The sequence below is a fragment of the Vibrio sp. Isolate24 genome, from assembly GCF_022398215.1.
Lineage (GTDB): Bacteria > Pseudomonadota > Gammaproteobacteria > Enterobacterales > Vibrionaceae > Vibrio > Vibrio coralliilyticus_A.
Map to the genome: position 1 here is coordinate 1,361,351 of NZ_JAKEUU010000001.1, position 17,479 is coordinate 1,378,829.

Annotated in this window: 20 protein-coding genes and 1 pseudogene; 6 read left to right on the top strand and 15 right to left on the bottom strand. The window is 42.2% G+C overall.

Annotation, left to right across the window (positions count from 1 at the left end; translation table 11 throughout):
- Positions 1 to 148 precede the first annotated feature (148 nt).
- Together L1D23_RS05925 and L1D23_RS05930 are read left to right on the top strand one after the other, a co-directional pair.
- Complete coding sequence (locus L1D23_RS05925; RefSeq protein ID WP_239864822.1) at positions 149 to 571, top strand: DUF2383 domain-containing protein; 423 nt, start codon at positions 149 to 151, stop codon at positions 569 to 571.
- Positions 572 to 799: 228 nt separating this feature from the next.
- On the top strand, positions 800 to 1,039 hold the full coding sequence (locus tag L1D23_RS05930; protein WP_239864824.1) for a hypothetical protein: 240 nt from the start codon (positions 800 to 802) through the stop codon (positions 1,037 to 1,039).
- 224 nt (positions 1,040 to 1,263) lie between these two features.
- On the opposite strand, the gene L1D23_RS05935 is transcribed toward L1D23_RS05930, so the two are convergent.
- From L1D23_RS05935 to L1D23_RS05965, 7 genes are all read right to left on the bottom strand, one after another.
- On the bottom strand, positions 1,264 to 1,827 hold the full coding sequence (locus tag L1D23_RS05935; RefSeq protein WP_238853194.1) for a porin family protein: 564 nt from the start codon (positions 1,825 to 1,827) through the stop codon (positions 1,264 to 1,266).
- Positions 1,828 to 2,476: 649 nt separating this feature from the next.
- Positions 2,477 to 3,391, bottom strand: a complete 915-nt coding sequence (locus L1D23_RS05940) for a mechanosensitive ion channel family protein (protein ID WP_239864826.1) — start codon at positions 3,389 to 3,391, stop codon at positions 2,477 to 2,479.
- Between the two features lie 40 nt (positions 3,392 to 3,431).
- Positions 3,432 to 5,045: a diacylglycerol kinase family protein gene (locus tag L1D23_RS05945; protein ID WP_239864828.1), complete on the bottom strand. Its 1,614-nt coding sequence runs from the start codon at positions 5,043 to 5,045 to the stop codon at positions 3,432 to 3,434.
- Between the two features lie 107 nt (positions 5,046 to 5,152).
- Complete coding sequence (locus L1D23_RS05950) at positions 5,153 to 5,581, bottom strand: hemerythrin domain-containing protein (RefSeq protein ID WP_172563976.1); 429 nt, start codon at positions 5,579 to 5,581, stop codon at positions 5,153 to 5,155.
- A 65-nt stretch (positions 5,582 to 5,646) separates the two neighbouring features.
- Positions 5,647 to 5,844 carry a hypothetical protein gene (locus tag L1D23_RS05955; RefSeq protein WP_172563977.1) on the bottom strand — a complete coding sequence of 66 codons (198 nt, stop codon included), beginning with the start codon at positions 5,842 to 5,844 and terminating at the stop codon, positions 5,647 to 5,649.
- A 15-nt stretch (positions 5,845 to 5,859) separates the two neighbouring features.
- A complete protein-coding gene (locus tag L1D23_RS05960) occupies positions 5,860 to 6,030 on the bottom strand; it encodes a DUF1328 family protein (protein ID WP_239864830.1) in 171 nt (56 codons plus the stop codon).
- 32 nt (positions 6,031 to 6,062) lie between these two features.
- Positions 6,063 to 6,611 carry a BON domain-containing protein gene (locus L1D23_RS05965; protein ID WP_345779101.1) on the bottom strand — a complete coding sequence of 183 codons (549 nt, stop codon included), beginning with the start codon at positions 6,609 to 6,611 and terminating at the stop codon, positions 6,063 to 6,065.
- Between the two features lie 339 nt (positions 6,612 to 6,950).
- Here L1D23_RS05965 and L1D23_RS05970 point away from each other — a divergent pair, with 339 nt between their 5' ends.
- Complete coding sequence (locus L1D23_RS05970) at positions 6,951 to 8,291, top strand: sigma-54 dependent transcriptional regulator (RefSeq protein ID WP_239864834.1); 1,341 nt, start codon at positions 6,951 to 6,953, stop codon at positions 8,289 to 8,291.
- Between the two features lie 255 nt (positions 8,292 to 8,546).
- On the opposite strand, the gene L1D23_RS05975 is transcribed toward L1D23_RS05970, so the two are convergent.
- Together L1D23_RS05975 and L1D23_RS05980 are read right to left on the bottom strand one after the other, a co-directional pair.
- Positions 8,547 to 9,953: a HipA domain-containing protein gene (locus L1D23_RS05975; protein WP_239864836.1), complete on the bottom strand. Its 1,407-nt coding sequence runs from the start codon at positions 9,951 to 9,953 to the stop codon at positions 8,547 to 8,549.
- Positions 9,946 to 10,281 (bottom strand): helix-turn-helix domain-containing protein, encoded by a 336-nt coding sequence (locus tag L1D23_RS05980; protein ID WP_239864839.1) that lies wholly within the window; start codon positions 10,279 to 10,281, stop codon positions 9,946 to 9,948. The genes L1D23_RS05975 and L1D23_RS05980 overlap by 8 nt, the downstream gene beginning before the upstream one ends.
- A 232-nt stretch (positions 10,282 to 10,513) precedes the next feature.
- Here L1D23_RS05980 and L1D23_RS05985 point away from each other — a divergent pair, with 232 nt between their 5' ends.
- Positions 10,514 to 10,888 carry an MbcA/ParS/Xre antitoxin family protein gene (locus tag L1D23_RS05985; RefSeq protein ID WP_038885217.1) on the top strand — a complete coding sequence of 125 codons (375 nt, stop codon included), beginning with the start codon at positions 10,514 to 10,516 and terminating at the stop codon, positions 10,886 to 10,888.
- 225 nt (positions 10,889 to 11,113) lie between these two features.
- Here L1D23_RS05985 and L1D23_RS05990 read toward each other — a convergent pair whose 3' ends face one another.
- Positions 11,114 to 11,539, bottom strand: a complete 426-nt coding sequence (locus L1D23_RS05990; RefSeq protein WP_039539437.1) for an antitoxin Xre/MbcA/ParS toxin-binding domain-containing protein — start codon at positions 11,537 to 11,539, stop codon at positions 11,114 to 11,116.
- A gap of 275 nt (positions 11,540 to 11,814) precedes the next feature.
- Between L1D23_RS05990 and L1D23_RS05995 the strand changes: the two genes are divergently transcribed.
- The gene (locus L1D23_RS05995) at positions 11,815 to 11,985 is read left to right on the top strand and encodes a hypothetical protein (RefSeq protein WP_165387364.1); all 171 of its coding nucleotides are present in this window, start codon (positions 11,815 to 11,817) and stop codon (positions 11,983 to 11,985) included.
- Between the two features lie 80 nt (positions 11,986 to 12,065).
- On the opposite strand, the gene istB is transcribed toward L1D23_RS05995, so the two are convergent.
- Both istB and istA read right to left on the bottom strand, forming a co-directional pair.
- Positions 12,066 to 12,806, bottom strand: coding sequence for an IS21-like element ISVch3 family helper ATPase IstB (gene istB / locus L1D23_RS06000; RefSeq protein ID WP_239864840.1), 741 nt, complete (start codon positions 12,804 to 12,806; stop codon positions 12,066 to 12,068).
- An 11-nt stretch (positions 12,807 to 12,817) separates the two neighbouring features.
- Positions 12,818 to 14,349, bottom strand: a pseudogene (istA, locus tag L1D23_RS06005) (IS21 family transposase).
- A 225-nt stretch (positions 14,350 to 14,574) separates the two neighbouring features.
- Here istA and L1D23_RS06010 point away from each other — a divergent pair.
- The gene (locus tag L1D23_RS06010; RefSeq protein ID WP_239864841.1) at positions 14,575 to 14,775 is read left to right on the top strand and encodes a hypothetical protein; all 201 of its coding nucleotides are present in this window, start codon (positions 14,575 to 14,577) and stop codon (positions 14,773 to 14,775) included.
- A gap of 124 nt (positions 14,776 to 14,899) precedes the next feature.
- Here the strand turns inward: L1D23_RS06010 and L1D23_RS06015 are convergent, their stop codons facing one another.
- From L1D23_RS06015 to L1D23_RS06025, 3 genes are read right to left on the bottom strand one after another with little or no spacing between them, the layout of a single operon-like run.
- Complete coding sequence (locus tag L1D23_RS06015) at positions 14,900 to 16,429, bottom strand: IS66 family transposase (RefSeq protein WP_239864842.1); 1,530 nt, start codon at positions 16,427 to 16,429, stop codon at positions 14,900 to 14,902.
- Positions 16,430 to 16,488: 59 nt separating this feature from the next.
- A complete protein-coding gene (gene tnpB / locus L1D23_RS06020; protein WP_025590488.1) occupies positions 16,489 to 16,842 on the bottom strand; it encodes an IS66 family insertion sequence element accessory protein TnpB in 354 nt (117 codons plus the stop codon).
- Complete coding sequence (locus tag L1D23_RS06025; RefSeq protein ID WP_239864843.1) at positions 16,839 to 17,150, bottom strand: IS66 family insertion sequence element accessory protein TnpB; 312 nt, start codon at positions 17,148 to 17,150, stop codon at positions 16,839 to 16,841. Before L1D23_RS06025 ends, tnpB begins: the two co-directional genes overlap by 4 nt.
- Between the last annotated feature and the right edge of the window lie 329 nt (positions 17,151 to 17,479).

Below are 17,479 nucleotides of genomic sequence, written 5' to 3' on the forward strand. Positions count from 1 at the left end.
TTCATGTAATATTTTCACTCATTCTCCATGAGGATTGTACCTTTTACAAAATTGCTTTTCTTTCTTCCATAATCTAGGGCTTAGTGGCGATTTTATTTGGCACGTAACATGCTTTACTTCTATTACATACAAATCTAAATGAGGCACTATGAAAAATAAAAGCATTTCATCTGTTATAAGTTTAATAGAAAGTGGGAATATTATTTATGAAAAAGCGATATCTAACGTAGATAATAAAGATATAAAAAGAAGTCTTTTTGATATATATGCGCTTAAGAAGTGTGCTGAGTTAAAACTAAAGTCGCTCTCAAAACCTTCAAAACCGCACAAGCTCATTCCAGACAGCTACACCATTAATGCTCGACGATATTGCATTGAAGCAGAGGAAGAGAGAGGAAGTGCAAATGACAGCCTCTATCTGGAACATTTGTCGGGCATAGAAGAAAAAACCATTGACGACATAGCAATACTATCAAAGCAAGCGCCAGAATTGAGACAAAAAATAACAACAATTAAGAGAGAAGTAGAAATGTGTCGTCATAAAATCAATGACTTACGGTCAATGGARTGAACAGTCAAATCTTACACAGGTATGGAAAACACGGTTAAGACAAGAAGGAGTAACAATATGTGGGTGGAAAATCACAATAGAACTCTCGATGCAACGCACCATCAAAGCATAGATAGAATATTATTCGCTCTYAAAGAGCATTATCAATCATGCTGTCAGCTCGTTGAATACAGGACGCACCAAACTCTCTCTAGAGCCGCGAGTCGTTTTTTAAAAGTAGAGCGTTCGATGATCAATGAAATCAAGGTTAAAGTCCTTGATTTMAAAACAGAAAATAATCATTCAATGCAAGAAAGCCAGTCCGTTGTGATTAGCAGCTACGACGAGATGTATCAAAGCAATCGACAATTAATCACCTATTTGAAAAGTGCGATTGGAACATTTAACAACCAAAAGCTGTCATCATTCTTTTCTTACTGGGTTGCCGCATTACAAGTGGAAAATGACGAAATGGCGAAGCATTTATAGTTTAGTTCGATATTATCCACTTCTAGGCGAACAGGCGATCAGCTGTAATAAAAAAGCGTCAAGCAAATAGGCTTGACGCTTTTTATTACTATTACTTTTCTTCATGCAAAAAACAGGGTACGAGTTTTTCTTTTGATTATAAACCATCAAAGTATGCTCCACCCTGCTATAAAACACATCAAGAGCCTAACACCATTTTATTAAACTCGGTCTTGTGAACCGAATTAGAATCGATATTCCACACCTAATGATGCTTGGTTAAAATCTGTTTCTGTGCTTGCACCATTCGTAACGTTCTCTGCATTGAGTTCTACGTCATACCACATATATTCAGCATTGATTAAGAATTGATCTGTCACTTTGAAACCCACACCGGCACCAGCAAATACACCTTCGTCTTCTTTACTGCCCCCAAAGCCCGCAATATTGTAGTCTGTCGTGTACCACATTTGACCACCTTTTGCGTAAAGATCAACACGCTCAGCAATAGGAGCTATAACTTTTAGAGCAGCKGTATAACCGTCTGTTTCGGTATTAGCTAARTTATTACCATAGCTACCRAAATCAATATAYCCCCCYTCTAATGCTAAGTAAGGGTTAAARCGGTAACCRATTAARCCTTGAATAGCATCGCTGTCATCATCAAAGTCATCTTGCCCATCAACTTTCAAATAACCATAGTTGGCACCCACATAAACGCCATGCTCGTTGGAGTCCGCAGCGTGTGAAAAAGTACTAAAGGTTGCTAAAGAAAAAAGGCTAATCAAAGTAACAACATTGCTTTTCATTTCGTTCTCCTAATATAAGTTCCATTGAAATATCGATTTATATAGAGCAAAAGAAATGCCAACTTTAAAAAAYATTTGAAACATACTAAAAATAACARAACATTAACATAACTCGGTTGAAAACCGAATAAAAGAACAAAAATTAGTCTATTTATTACCTTATAAAAACACTTTTAAATTATGGTAAATAAACGCCGTGAAAAATATTCTTGTTKTTATGTAACTTTTTCAAAAAATAATAAACATAGACTTTCTAAACTCGATTAGAAACCATATATTATTTAGTGAAATTTTAAAAAAGATGTGATGACTCTAATGACCAGTTAAGGTGAGAATATGAAAGCGAAAGCTATTAGTCGTTTTTTAGGGGGCTATGTTGCCCAAAGGGTTTATTATGGATAATCATCAATCACCCATTGCAAAGTACCCTCAGATGAAACGTTCACAACACAGGTGTTTGCATGGTTTCATGCCGATCTTACTTAATCGAATAAATTGAGTACTGCCRAAAACCGGAAAAGCCATCGCTTAACATCACAAGCACTGAAAATCAGGGTGATGGCAATGGCTTGGCTCAAACTGAGGTTAACAATCACAAGCAAACACCGTTAGCACTATAAGAGGCCGGGTGACGTCTGCTCATGAACAATTACATCTTAGCGACATTATTCGCCACTATGCTTGATAGGCTTTCTCCTCCTTTCGCCTCAAAGTCCAGTGTTCGAATAGGAAACGGAATCGTGATACCAGCATCCGACAGCGATTCCTTAATCGCTACAATGCTGTCATTTTGTGCTTCCATGTAACCAAAGTCGCCAGGGTAATCAATCCAAAACCATACCAGCAAATTGATACTACTGTCGGCGAAACTGGCAGCATGAACCGCTGTGTCTTCGGGGTTACTCACATAAGGTTTTTGATTAATAGCTTCTGTTATTACTTTGCTCGCTAAATTAGGACAGTCCGCGTATGAGATACCGACAGGAATTTCTATTTTTCTGAGACCTTTTCGACTGTAGTTCGTCAATATGTTACGAAAAACCATTTTATTTGGAATCATAACGTGCTGACCTGAAAACGTCTCTACAAGAGTATTGCGCAAATTAATTTGAAYAACTTGCCCCATAACGCTGTTGGATTCGACAATATCGCCTATTTTAAATGGCTTGCGGATACTCATCGTGATCCCTGAAATCAGGTTTTCGGTCATATCTTGAAAAGCAAAACCAATAGCAAGCCCCAAAATACCCGCCCCTGCTAGGAGTGATGTAACCGTACCTTGCAATCCAACAAAGTCTAACGCRACAAAAAAACCAACGGTTATAATGATCACTTTAACAATCGATGCTAATAAGTTGGTCGCTTCCTTTGAATCTACGACTCGGTTGCTCAAGTTCCTAAATAATCGGCCGCCCAGGTTGGCGATAAAGATAAAAGCAAACAACGTAAAGAGCGCAACAATAAGATTAGGAATCAACTTGATGGTTTCAACAAGCCAATGCTCCAGCTTTTGCTCAATTAAATGGTTAAATTTCTCAATGTCGAAAGAGAGATTCATCTCCATGGTGAAGTCCTTCATTCATGATTGGTGCTGTCATCAGTGACTATGGAATGCAAACAGATAAAGCTTGGCTTTTGATGCTTATCTCAAGTGATTCAGCGGAGAACTTTTCTCCATCAATGACATAGTGGATCGGTCGATTTGAGTCTATTGTGACTTGCTTTGCAGATTCATAGTCAAAAAATGAGGCTTGTTCTTTAAGACCTAAGCTTGAAAGCAACACATCAGACAGCGCTAAAGCTCTTTCCCCAAGCGAAGCGGTATTTTCTAAATAGGTAATATGCAATTGACCATCATCAGGTTTTGGCTCTTTACCTCCTTGAGCAAGGACCGTGCTGAAAGGCGACGTGTTRGCAACCACTAAGCTTTGTAATTCAGCTTCTCGTGCTGGCTCCCCATCCTTAGTGACTTCAAACCACTGACTTTCTCCTGCCACAACCGCAGAAAATAAACCCGATAAGTAAGCAARTTGGCCATTTTTATTTTTCTGTTCACGATGCGCGTAATCAATCATCTTCTCTTCAAACCCAATACCAAGAATAAGCAGTATTGGCTGGTCGTTACAGTACGCCAAATCCATTTTCTTAGACTTGCCRGATAGAATAGCCTCGCAGGCCTTTTCAACAGGYGACACTTTTGTCGCAAAACCATAGAGCACATGACATAAAGCATTTGCCGTACCCAATGGGATAATTCCGAGTGCCGTGTCTGTCCCCACGATTTGTCTTGCCACCTCGCTGACGGTGCCATCTCCGCCAGAGACGATGATATGAGAAGCATTTCGCGCTTTTGCTTGTTTGGCTAGAGATTCCGCTGATACTTCTTTACTGGTGGTCACTATGTCTAAATTGAACTTTCGGGTGAGCTCTCGAATAACCTGTTGCTCACTCGTTTGCCATTTGCCTCCACCTGCAACAGGGTTAGCAATGAGGCAGCATTTGTCTTCAAGATTGAGCAGTCCCTTATCACTGATAGCATTCAGCACCTTTAGTTGCTTTTTGTTCAACTGCGCAGTGCTTCTTACATCATTGATATTTTTGAGCACTTGCTCCACGCTCAGAGATGGGTTTTTCGCTAACAGGTATGCTGCAACCACAAACACAGAGCGGCCACGGCCAAGTGCACAATGAACAACTACGGACCTTGATTGGCTTATCTGAGTATCTATCCAATTAAGAGCATGTTTAAGCTTGCGTAACTTAGGGGCTTGATGGTCGAGTACCGGGGTATTGAGGTAATGAAACTCTTCGCTGGTCATCGCACTCTCTAAACCCGAAAATTCTGCGGTGACATCAACAATGCACGTTATGTTTTGAGATTGTAGAAATGACAAATCGGAGGGGAGTAGACGTCGAGAAACATATAAACCTTCTCCCACCCGCTGAATGGGATCGACTTTATCTCTTTTAATAGCCCAAGTATTGTATAAACGAATGCCTAGAAAAAAAGGAATAAACGCCCACCGGATCCACCAAGCTATTTTGCCATCACTATTTTTTCTAAATATGGATGGCATCTCGAAGATATAAGCGGCACTAACAATAGACATCGATAACCCTGACCAAACCAATAGTAAGCTGAATAATACATTGGGAACAAATGCTGCTATAGAAAAACAAGCGATAGCAATGAGTATATAGTACTTAACGATAAACATAGTGAGGCCTTAATTTCTCTGTGTATTAAAAAAGCGGGCCCATAAATGGGCCCAAGTTGTTAAACCAAAACCTACGCTTCACTATCAAGCTTAGGTGACACTTCGAATCAAGCCATCTCTTGCTCATATTTTCGAGCCAAAGTTTCTTTCTGATCTGAGTCTAAAACTCGTCCAGCCGTTTGAAAGAAACGCTGCTCTTCTTCTTCTAAATGATGCTCTACTTTGTGTTTGAGTGTCTTCATCAGTGTGAGCCAAGCTGGTGAAGACATTTCGGTGTCATCAAGCTGAGCAAGCACCTTATCAATACCGTGGTGTTCAGCGATACCGTGCCTAGTCATATCAACGGATTGATCGCTCTCTATTAAAGGTGCATAGAAGTGGCGTTCTTCCGCGACCGCATGCTTAGTTAATTCTTCTTTAAGACTGGAGTAGAATTCTTGCCTAGCCTGAGTATCACCTGATGTTTGGAGTATCGCATCCATCAAAAGYCGTTGCTTCTCATGGCTATCTTTAAGCACATCAAATATGTTTTTCATATCTAGCTCCTGCTTCAATTCTTTTATGAGGTTCGGATGATTAATTCGTGAGTTAATGCYTTTTGTTAGCAGTCCTGATCTTCCGTACCAAGTTGCTCTTTCACGTTCTCACAGCCGTCCTCTATCTGATTTTGAGCTTCCTCTACCGCTTCGTCAGCTCTTTCTCCAGCTTGCTCTAGGGGGCCRTCGTCACTACATGCRGCAAGCGTAAAAGCAAAACCTGTTGCCAATAGGAAACGGAAAATAACTGTGCTTATATTCATAAAAACTCCTAACTCTTATCTCTTATCTTTGTTAACTAAACTCATTACCACCGATACAAGCAACGAAATAGCAAATATATAAAACATAACTTTAGCTACTGTTGCTGCAGCGCCTGCTATACCACCAAATCCAAATAAAGCTGCTATGATGGCAAGAATAAAAAATATTAAAGCCCAGCGAAGCATAATGTTCTCTCTTATATCTGTTGGTAAAYTTATTATTGAATTACTTCAAGTTTATCAATGACTTTATCAACATCGGATGTATTACGAGCAATAGATAGCGCAAGGTCATGTTCYGTATCTGACGTCACCGAACCCTTTAATACCACAGTGTTTTCTTTAGTTTCCACTTCGATATCAGTACCACTGACTCCCGTATTCATTAATAGTCGAGTCTTAACAATGGCCGTTATTTTGGTATCCGTTAAGACCTGGGTTGATTCCTTATTTTTATCTTTTTCATTATCGATGACCGTAAGTTCATTCTTTACCRACTTAACATCATCAAGGCTTAATACTAATTCTTCAGCAAGGGCTTTTTCTGTCTGATTTTCAACTGAGCCTGTTAAAGTTACAACCTGGTCTTTAACATAAGTGTTAATATCAAAAGAGTTCAARTTGGAATTAAGTAATAGTGTCGTTTCTGCTTTACCGTCAATCCAAGCATCTAGCGTATCTTCYTTCCACATGCTATCTGCAACCGCTGCAGAAGAAGAAGTAGCRATAACCGTTGTTAGTAGAATTTTACTTGCAATGTTTTTCATCATTTATCTCCTTTTTTGTACTTGCATTACCATTARAGCAAACCGCRTGCCAAAARYACAAAYCATTGAATWAMAAGGARTTATRTRAAAAAMYAAAAATAAYMTTAAWATTTYCRATGATGGAGAATGAATAATTTACAAGGARTRTTTGTAAAAAATATAAATATTTAYCYCGTCCGAGTTAGTGACACACCATAATATTATTGCCCGATTTTTATCTATCATTTTAAATATMAAATCATTATTATTCACAAAAAACGCGAAAGAAAAGCCATACATTCTCTTTCCTTATRCCTCGTGCTATCATCYCTCTCACTACTGTTGAAAGAGAGTTAAATCATGGCATTACCAACACTGTTCGTAGAATTAAAAGATCAGAAATTATTGTCTCAAATAAGCTCTCTGGAAGAGTTGTCACGATTTGACACGATTAGCAATAATGACAACGAACACTGGATAGATAGCCTACAACGACTTCAACCCAATGCCGCTATTGTTGAAGTATCTCAATTCACCAAYGATGATTTTGTCGCCCTATCCAGTGCCACAGGCTTGGAAGAATTGGATTTGGTCATCATCGGCTCCGGTGCACCCAATAAGAATTTAGACATGATGATGAAAAGCGGCGCCATTTTTCATTATAGAAAGCCAGTTGATATCCAAATTTTGGCCGATACTCTAGCGGACTTTAGTCAATACTTCCTAGAAAAGCAGGAAGAGGGGAAAAAAATATCCACAAGCGACTTRGACCARTTTGGAATGTTAGTCGGCTCCTCAAGGCCAATGCATAACTTGTATCGCACCCTCAGACGAGTGGCGAAAACAGAGGCCAACGTATTGATCATTGGTGAAAGCGGTGCWGGTAAAGAGCTCGTCGCGCAGACTATCCACCTTGCCAGTGATAGAAAGGAGCAGCCTTTTATTGCCATTAACTGCGGCGCCATCAGCCCAGAATTAGTCGACAGTGAACTYTTTGGTCATGAAAAAGGCGCATTYACAGGCGCTAACCGAACGCACCAAGGTGTTTTTAAGCAAGCAGAGGGCGGGACATTATTTCTTGATGAGGTCACCGAAATGCCCCTTGAACATCAAGTTAAACTACTGCGAGTACTTGAAACAGGCGAGTATCGCCCAGTCGGCAGTAACACACTCTGTATTGCCAACACCCGTATCATCGCCGCCACAAACCGTGATCCACAAGTGGCTATTGAAGAGCAATTTTTACGAGAAGACCTCTATTTTAGATTAGCGCACTTCCCTATCAATATTCCCCCTCTCAGAGAACGAGGTAGTGATATTGTCGGTCTTGCCAAGCATTTCATCGCTCACCGGAATGCGAATGAAGCCGCTCCAAAAGCCATTACAGCCTCAGCGATCGAAAAAATCGCAGCGCATTCTTGGCCTGGTAACGTGAGAGAACTAAAACACTGTGTCGAGCGAGCGTTCATTTTGGCGGACGATACGATTAAAGATGAACACCTCATTTTTGATACTCCTCCTTTAGAAACAGGTACAACATTAGAGGAGAGAGTGCCAGCTGGTGTAACCCTAGAAAAAATAGAAAAAGCTGCCATCATTAAAACCCTTGAAGAAAATCAAGGTAACAAAAAAGAAACCGCGGAGGATTTAGGGATAAGTATAAAAACGCTCTACAACAAGTTGGACAAGTATCAGGGTTAATTAGATTATTGGCTCATCGTTGCGTTTATTTGAAGTCAATTGTCGAACAAGCTCGATGTCTCTACTTTGAGTAAGTCGTGAAATCTGCTCTTGGAAACTATCGGTCTGAGTTTATTGTTGAACGCAGTGATGCATCAAATATTGCTATTTGCTATGTCAGTGGTAATTCATGGGTTTCTAATAATTGATGTGTCGAAACTCGTTTCTGTCCAAAAGTGGTTTATAAATTGCTAATGCTCGCTTCTGCATTAGCCACTAAAGAAGCTCACTCATTTCTGGCACACTATCGGCTTGCGCTAGCAAGTATTCGCACTCTGTTTGGATGAGTGAGACACATAGCTCTATGTGTTCACGTTCCCCATCATCGATTCCTTGAGCTTTGGTAAGGTCAATCGCTTCCTTCAGGGCATTTTTTATAGCACCAACGGTTTCTACCATTATGGAAGCCATTTTGGTGCCAGAATAACCGAGTAGAGCGCCGAATTCAGCTAAATCATAGCTGGTAATAGGGCGTTTGAAGTTACCTTTCGGCGGATTTTGAAAGTCCTCACTTTCCCAATATCCAATCGACATTGCAAAATATTGAGGGATACTGGCGGCACGCCCCTCATCAGCAGACAATTTACCACTTCGTGAGTTACGTTTTGTTCCCTCTTGAGCGATGGCTTCTATGTTTACTAAATCATAAAAAGGGGTCAGTTCCAGCCCTTTAGGGGTGACGAAGAAGCTAATATTTTTACCATGAGCATCGTAGTTTAGCGTTACTAGATTAAAGAGCATCCATTGGGTGAGCTTTAGGTTAGTGATGACCGTGTCTATGGTTTTGACGCTCAGTAGGCGTGGGAAAGAAACGCCATCACACATATATACGCCATCGCCTTCATCCCCATTCTGACGCTCGTATTTGTAACCTGGAGGTAAGTCAGTTGCCTGACAGCCATCAATCACATGTTTTCGTTGAACGATATCACGAGCCTCGATATAGGCACGATCGAACCGCTCTATGATCAGCGCCCTAGTATTCCCAATGCGAGTTAACTCAACATGAGCGACGTCCAAACCTGCTAGTTTGGCTAATGTCATGCAAAAGAACTCATTAACAGCAATACACGGTGCTCTACCGCTTTCAAATTTCAGAATGTAGTTCGAACTTAATTTTCCTTCGCCAAACCCCCATTCATCACCGCGCTTAAGTAAGTTTAATTTGTTTTGCACACCAGCAACCGAAAGGCGAACCTTACCGTCCCAATAAACTAATGGCGCTAGATTTCGCTCTAGTCGTTCTATGAGTTCATCATCAGGTACAGATCTAAAACTAGTTTCTTGAGGTTCTGATTCTGGAACTCGAAAAGATAATGCGCCAGATGTTTCCGCACCAAGCTTACGAATCAGCCCGAAAGTGTTGCTTTTGGAGATAGTGGTGTTTTGTATCATCTCCTCAAAGGCTTCTCCTTCAGGAAGGAGGTTTCTGAGGTAGTTCTCAATACTACGTGGCGAAGCCCGATCATCGAAAGGGATGTGGGGCGAAATCGGGAAACCAGTGTGTTTCCATTCATCTTCATAGATGAATGAGAACTCTGTTTCTGTTCCGACAGGAAGAATCAAACGACCAATTTTGGTATTCGTACCGATAAACACGTCTAATTGTTGCAACTTACTCATACCAACCATCCTCATTGCTTATCACGTTGTTTTCGTCTTGGTAGGTTATTTGGTTGTGTGGACGAACAAATAGCTTTAAGTCGATAAGGCGTAACGACAGCCCTAAGATATCCATGAGGATAAGTACATTGGCAAAGGTGACGCTAGTATCGCCTTTTTCAATCTTCATGATTGTCCTACGAGATAAATTGGCTTTTGAAGCGAGATCATCAATACGCCAGCCTCTATCGGTGCGCTTTGAGCGAATGGCGGCTCCCAGCGTTTCCATACTGAACTCGGTATTCAAATCAGGCATAGGTTGTGCCTTTACCATCTTACCTTTTCTCATAAGTGCCTTTTAATGTACTTTTGTTACTATTGGGGTCGTCTCAATATATAAGTTCACTATAACTCACTTTTGAAGTGTCTGTATAAGAAATTATTTAAAAGTGTAATTTAAGTAACTTATGTTTAGTTTGCTAGTTGTATGTTCGTTCCAATAAGTGGCAATCTGTTTTTGCTAAACTAGAGTAAGCGTGTCATAAAATCACCATGTGAATAGAATAAGGTTCTAAGCAGCAATGAAAGTTAAAATTGAGAAGACCTGTGATGGTGAAGCTTTCTTCAACATTCCAGAAATACTGCAAGAAGAATTGCAATGGGAAGAAGGCGATCAAATCGAATGGCTCGACAATAACGATGGCTCATGGACTTTACGCAAAGTTGAACTTGAGGATGATACCCAGTCGAAGTCTATAGAGTACATTCTTTCACAACACCCTACTTTAAAAGAGCAAATGGAGGATGTGTTTGAGGACTCTGGTTTGAGAGCAGAATGGTTAACTTCCGCAATTCCAGCGCTATCTGGTCTAACTCCGCTAGAAGTTGTGCTTAAAGGCGATTTAAAACGCGTTTTAGATGCATTAAATCGTATCAAGTATGGTGATTTTTCTTGAGATGTTTTTATCTCAAAAGATCAGGTTGATATGTTGATCCATTGGCCATCTCTTTCCGGATGAAGCCTACTTTGTAAGGCAGAGATACGCTATATGGGCTGGAACTAACACGCTTGTACCCAATCATTGTGTGTCTAAGAGCCTATATCGCATAACCAAACAGACCAACTTTCCCTGCTATGTCAGAAAAGTGGCTTTGTGACCAGACCATTGGTAGGTTTCCAGTTAAGCCGTATATCCGTACTTCAACTTATTGATCTCTTCTGTCACCAGAATGATACCGGTTTTTGTGTCACAGAGTGAAAGTGGTGTTTCGTTTTCAAACACCAAACTGGGTTTATTTAACCAGCGTAATGTCGCATCACGATCACCAAAATACTCATCTGCTTCTTTGACCATATCAGCAAGCATAAGAGCATGTTCACTGGCTGTTGGGCTTAGCGTTGCGTTCGGTTCTTTCATTTTTCGCTGGAGAGTACGCAGATTAACGCCAATAATTTTCGCGTAATCTGTCTTAGTCAGACCAAGAGTTAACATTCCTCTATCCAGCGTTTCAACAGGAAGCCCTTGACGAATAATTTTTAGGCTATCGATTACGCTCTGAGCTTTGCATTTTTCACCTCCAAGCATTTCATAAGCAGCACTGAACATTAAACCTCCGAATCTAGCTACATTTACACAATAGGTGACAAATGACGTAGTTTGATAACTTTAACACGGAAATGTGTCGCGGCTTGCTAGTTGCCTACATACTCTTTCCAATTAGTGGCAAGCTGGTTTTGCTACACTAGAACTAATCCAAGTATCGTATTGCTGTATATGTTATAAACGAAAATGGTTCATGAAAAACAGTTACAACTGATGAATTGATAGGGTTGTTAGCTAGTACGAACTAGCGCGTCGGCACAACACATGAGAGGACTAGGATGTTGTTTCTAAGTATAATATTCGCATTAAGTTTAGCTATTGGTGCTTTTACTCTCTATTCGGAAAATGTTCACGTTTGGCTCTCAAAACATATGGATGAATATGAAAAAGAGCTAGAGAAAAACAATCCAGAAGAGCTAAAAAAGCTGAAGAAAAAATACCAGCGTTAACTGCGTATTTCGGTGATTGCGATCGCTCGTTTCGGTTTATTCCGATCACCTGATCCTGCCGTTTTTCTCTCTTCCTATTTTTACTCTAAGTGATCGGATTGCGCCAGTTTTCTCATTGACTCACCTCCCAGTTCTATTCGATGACTATTGTGTACCAGTCGATCCATTAGAGCGTCTGCGACAGTAGCGTTGCCGATCATGTTGTACCACTCTTTTACAGGTAACTGACTGATGACGATTGTGCTGCTGTTTTGGTAGCGGTCTTCAAGCACCTCTAACAAGTGACCTGCATGCTCTTGGGTCAGTTTTTCCATCCCCCAGTCGTCGAGGATTAGTAAGCCTTTCTTAGCCAGCGATTGCAGTTGTTTCTGATAGCTACCATCCAGACGACCTGCGGTTAGGTCATCAAGCAAGCGAGTTAATCGGTAGTACCTGACGGTTTGCTGTTGGTCGCAGGCGCTGGTTGCAAGTGCGCAACCAAGATATGTTTTACCAGCCCCTGTTGGGCCTGTAATCAAGATGTTTTGGTGCTTGTGCAGATAGCCACCCGTTAGAAGTTCGCTCATCTGCTTGCGGTTGAGGTTTCGCCCCTCCTTGTAGATGAGTTGGCTCGGCTGAGCATCAACTCTCAGCTTGGCTTGTCGTTTTAAGCGTTGGATTTTGCTCTGATTGCGATTCAAGATTTCACTTTCCAGAAGTAGGCTTAACCTTTCCTCGAAGTCCAGCTCTGCGTAGGTGGTCAGTTGCTCTTGTTGCTGTTCTAACGCTTTCGCCGCATGGCTCAAGCGGAGGCTTTTGAGTTGGTCATTGAGTGCGTTCATATCCACTTCTCCTAGTGATAACAGTTCGGGCCTCGAACATTGCTGTGAACAAGGTTCGGCGTAGTCGCTTTGTCTTTACTTAGTTGCCCTTCACGATTGTTCTTGAGTAGATTGTTGACGAAGGTATAATTGGGCTTTGTCAGCATCAGTGCGTCTTTACAGGCTTGCTCTAAGCGGGATTCACCATGCGTTTTACTCAGATTGAGCAGTCCAAGGCAGGAACGATAAGACTGCTCTGGATGAGGTTTGGAGCTGAGCATCTTATTAACGACTTCTCGTGTGGCTGGGCCGATATTGGCTCCCCAGTTGAGTAAGCGTCCAGGCGACCACTTCTGATGTTGATGGTTATTCGGCATATGCTCTGATTGAGTACTGTTTCCACGCTCTCTTTGGCTGCGTGGGTGTTGGCCGACCAAGTTACCTTGATGGTAGATTTGCACCAGACGGTTGGAGGCTTCCAGTTCGACATGGTGGCCAACAAGTTGATGGGGAACCGAGTAGTAGTGACGGCGATATTCGATGTGATAGTCAGCCCGACTTTGGCTCGCTTTGTTTCGGTATACAGGTAACGCTGCTTAGGCAGAGGCTTTAACGCGGGTTTATCGAGTTTGTCGAACAGCGCTTTGCGACTCGCACTATATTGCTTCATCTCACGTTCGTTTAAGTCATTCATAAGCTCACGGATAGCAAGGTTCAGCTCTTTGAAGGTATGGAAGGTTTGGTGTCGTAGCCGCATCATGATCCAGCGCTCGACTAGGAGCACGGCATTCTCTGCCTTGGCTTTGTCTTTCGGTTTGTAGGGGCGAGCAGGCATCACGGCTGTTTGATAGTGATTTGCCAGTTTTTGATAGCTGTCATTAAGTCTCGGCTCATAGCGATTGGGGTTGGTGACCGCGCTACGCAGATTATCGGGAACCAAGAGCTGTGGTACGCCGCCGAAGTGTTCGAACGCATTGGCATGCGCCTCTAGCCAGTAGGACTTACCTTGGCTCGGGAAGGCTTTCACATAGGTGTAATTAGACGCGCCCAAGGTCGCCACGAACACTTCAGCTTCGCGCACCTCGCCAGTGTCAGGGTTGACCACCTGAAGCTTCGGGCCACAGTAGTCGATAAACAACTTATCGCCCGCCACATGATGTTGGCGCATGCTACGCTTTTGGGTTTTAAGCCAGCGAGTGAAGTGCTCGCAGAACTGAGTGTAAGCGTAAGCTTGCTCTTGATATTGCTCGTGATATTCCTGCCAGAGCAACATCTTAGTCATGCCTTTGCGCCTGAGTTCGACAGCGTATTGAGTGAAGTCTGGCATGACTTTATCGCGACTGGCTTTCTTGCCGTGATACAGAGCTTGAGTGATATCAGTATCGCTACAACTTTCAGGCAGAGGCCAGCCAAGTTGGCTTTGTTTAAAGCGAGTAAGGAGTTCCGATATGGTGGACGGGCCGAGTTTAAGGCAAGAAGCGATGCTGCGATTTGAAAGACCGCAGTCGTACTTAAGGCGTAATACCTCTTTGATCTTGTTCATTGGAGTTCTCTTTTTGGCCATTGTAGCTTCCTTACGTTCTTGTTTAAGAAGTAAAGAATAGCGAGCTATTGATTTAAAAGAGAAAAAGGAAGGATTTCGGGCATTCCGATCGCGGTTTTCGCTATTCCGATCACCGATTTCGGAGTTAGGCTAAAAGTGATCGGATAATCGCGGAATCAGTGATCGGTTTAAACCGAAATGGGTGATCGGATAATCCCGAAATGACTGATCGGAATGCTCCGAAATATGCATGACTTTAATAGCCTCAGTATTGGCTTTCAATCCGGACAAAATGAAGGTTTGGATCAAAATTTAGGTTCCAATTTTTCAGAAAAAGAAGAACAAGGCCTTATGGGCGTATATGCTTCGCTATCTTTCTCAGTAACTAATAATGTCTTCGTGGAAACTGAATTTTCAGGAATGAACACTGGAAAAAACTCTCTTTAGTTTAATCGTCTTTAAAGTCCATTATACTCATTCATTAGAAATGTTTTTATGCATGTTAGGTGTTTAAGGACCAAACATGTGTTGGAGAGAGGTATGCGCCCCATGAACCCACAGGGCGATGTTGTTAATGTTTGAAGTTCCAAGGCAGGAGTGCATCGATATCAGGGTCAGCTTTCGCTAGCTCTTTCATGCACTTGACCATGTAGTCGTAGAGGATAAGGCCGTTGGCTTTTGCAGTCTCGACGATGCTGTAAAGCATCGCGCTCGCATCAGCACCATTTGGTGTGTTTGAGAACAACCAGTTCTTCCTGCCAATGACCAGCGGTTTAATTGCACGTTCAGCTCGATTATTATCGATAGATAAATGACCATCATCGATATAGCGAATAAGTTTCGGCCATTGGCCGAGCGTGTATTTTATCGCCTTGCCCAACGAGCTAGACGCTAGCACTTGTTGAGTCGTCATCCACTCGTACAGCTCATCCAGTATCGGCTTAGCATACTGTTGACGTTCTGCTTTTCGTATTTCGACACTCGCACCTTTTAAGCGCGATTCTATTCCATAGAGCTTCTGGATTTTAGCCAGCGCTTTATCTGCTTTGCCTGACTTACCTTTACCTTGAAGTTTCTTCGCATCCATGAACTTTCGCCGTGCATGCGCCAAGCAGCCAACATTGGTTACGTGATGAAGACCGTCATAAGCACCATAGCCATCGGTTTGCAGATAACCACTGTAATCCCCCAAGAAGGCAACAGGGCATGCCCTCGCGCGACTGTTTTGATAGTCGTACAAGGCGATATTCTTCACATTCGGCAGTGCAGCGTCGGGCGAGTCTGCGCCCGAGCAGTAGAGCCACATATAACACTGTTTATCTTCTTTGAGGACATTGAGCGGCGTTTCATCCGCTTGAACCACCACTTGTTGAAGAAGATGGGCTTTCAGCGCTTCATATAAAGGTTCGAACTTATCACTGACTTGGATAATCCACCTTGCCATTGTGGTTCGTGATAGTTCGATACCCGATTGGGTAAACAGCGACTCTTGGCGGTAAAGTGGCATCGCATATTGGTATTTGCCAAGGATGATGTTGGCCAGCAAGCTTTCTGTGGCAAAGCTTTTAGGGATGATGCTCTGTGGCGCTGGTTTTTGAACGATACGGCTGTTGTCTTGAGTTTGCTCGCACTGACGACAAGCATATTTAGGACGAACATATTCCAGCACTTTAAGTACGGCAGGTGAGAACTCAAGTTTCTCACTGCGGTCTTCACCGATTTTATGCAGACTATGTTGGCAACACGCACATTGCTTTTCATTGTCATCTAAATCGAGTTCGATAACCTCACGAGGCAAGGTCTTTGGAAGGGGCTTGCGTTTACCACGTTTCTTCGTTGTGGTGGTCGTCGTGACCTCAATCTCTTCTTCCTTAGCCGCTTCACATTCCACTTCGTTGAAGAGGTCACCTTGAGATTCATCGTAAGGCTTTAGCGCCTCCGAGCGTTTAGCGAACTGACGGTCAAAGGCAAGCTTGAGCTGTTCGAGTAGCGACTGGCGCTCTTGTTTCCATTGGTTTTCTGACGCCATCAGCGCTTTCACCATCGCTTGTAGCTCGGCAACATCTTGGCTTTTTGGGTTGATATCTGGCGTCTTTTTCATGGCATTTATTATACTAAAACCATGCCATGAATGCTTGGTGGATAAGGCTTCATTATCGATTAAGTCATTGTAAAATCGTTTATTTGCACGGGTTTGTGGCCGATAATCGTGAAGCCAGAAAGCAGTCTATCAAGCTCGAATTGAGTCAGAGTAAACACCTCATTTTTCTCTTTTGATGGCCACTTGTACTTGGCTTTTTCGAGGCGTTTGTACCAAAGAGCAAAGCCTGTTTTATCCCAGTACAATACCTTGATTTTGTCACGCTGTTTATTGGTGAACAGGAACAGTGCACCACTTCCTAGAGGTAAGTCGGTGTCACTTTCGATAATCGCTGCGAGGCCATTGATGGACTTCCTAAAGTCGACACTTTCACGATACAGATAAATCTCTGGTGCGCTGAGCATGCGTTTCATGACAACGCTCCAATGAGTTCTGCCAGGTAGGCAGCGGGCGTGCCTTGAGGAATACTCAGCTCCACATCATTGATGAGAAGTGTTATGTTAGCGGTGGCTATTTGAGCTTGATATTTCGTTGTCTTTTCGACGACCTCTGCTCGTACAAAGCCTTGAGAGACATCCGCTTTTTTGAGTTGCTGGCGCTTAGCATAAAACGTTGAGGGATTGAGTGCATTGAGCTTACAAAATGCAAGCGTTGATAATGAACTCGATTCAGACTGCTCGATGAGCGTTTGCCATTCTTGATTAGTGTGTCGTTTTCCCATTTCAAATCTCCTCACGGTTGGAGACTTGATCTTATTCTTCGCGCTAGGCGATTAAAATGCGGGGTTTATGGAGCGCTTACGGAGAGAGAGCGCCTTCTAACTGATTGATTTTTTTACAAATATATCTAATATTTGTAATAGGGATTCTAATTTCAAAAAAGAAATTTAAATATCGTATTTTTGAGAGCGGACAAGACTAATCGATGGGCTATCGCCTACTGACAGTAGTTTATGCTATTGCTTCTTATAATGTTATCGGGTTCATAAGTGATAGCTTTTTAGATAGGCAAAGCCTTGTTGCGTAAATAGATGGAACTAAGCCTCTAATC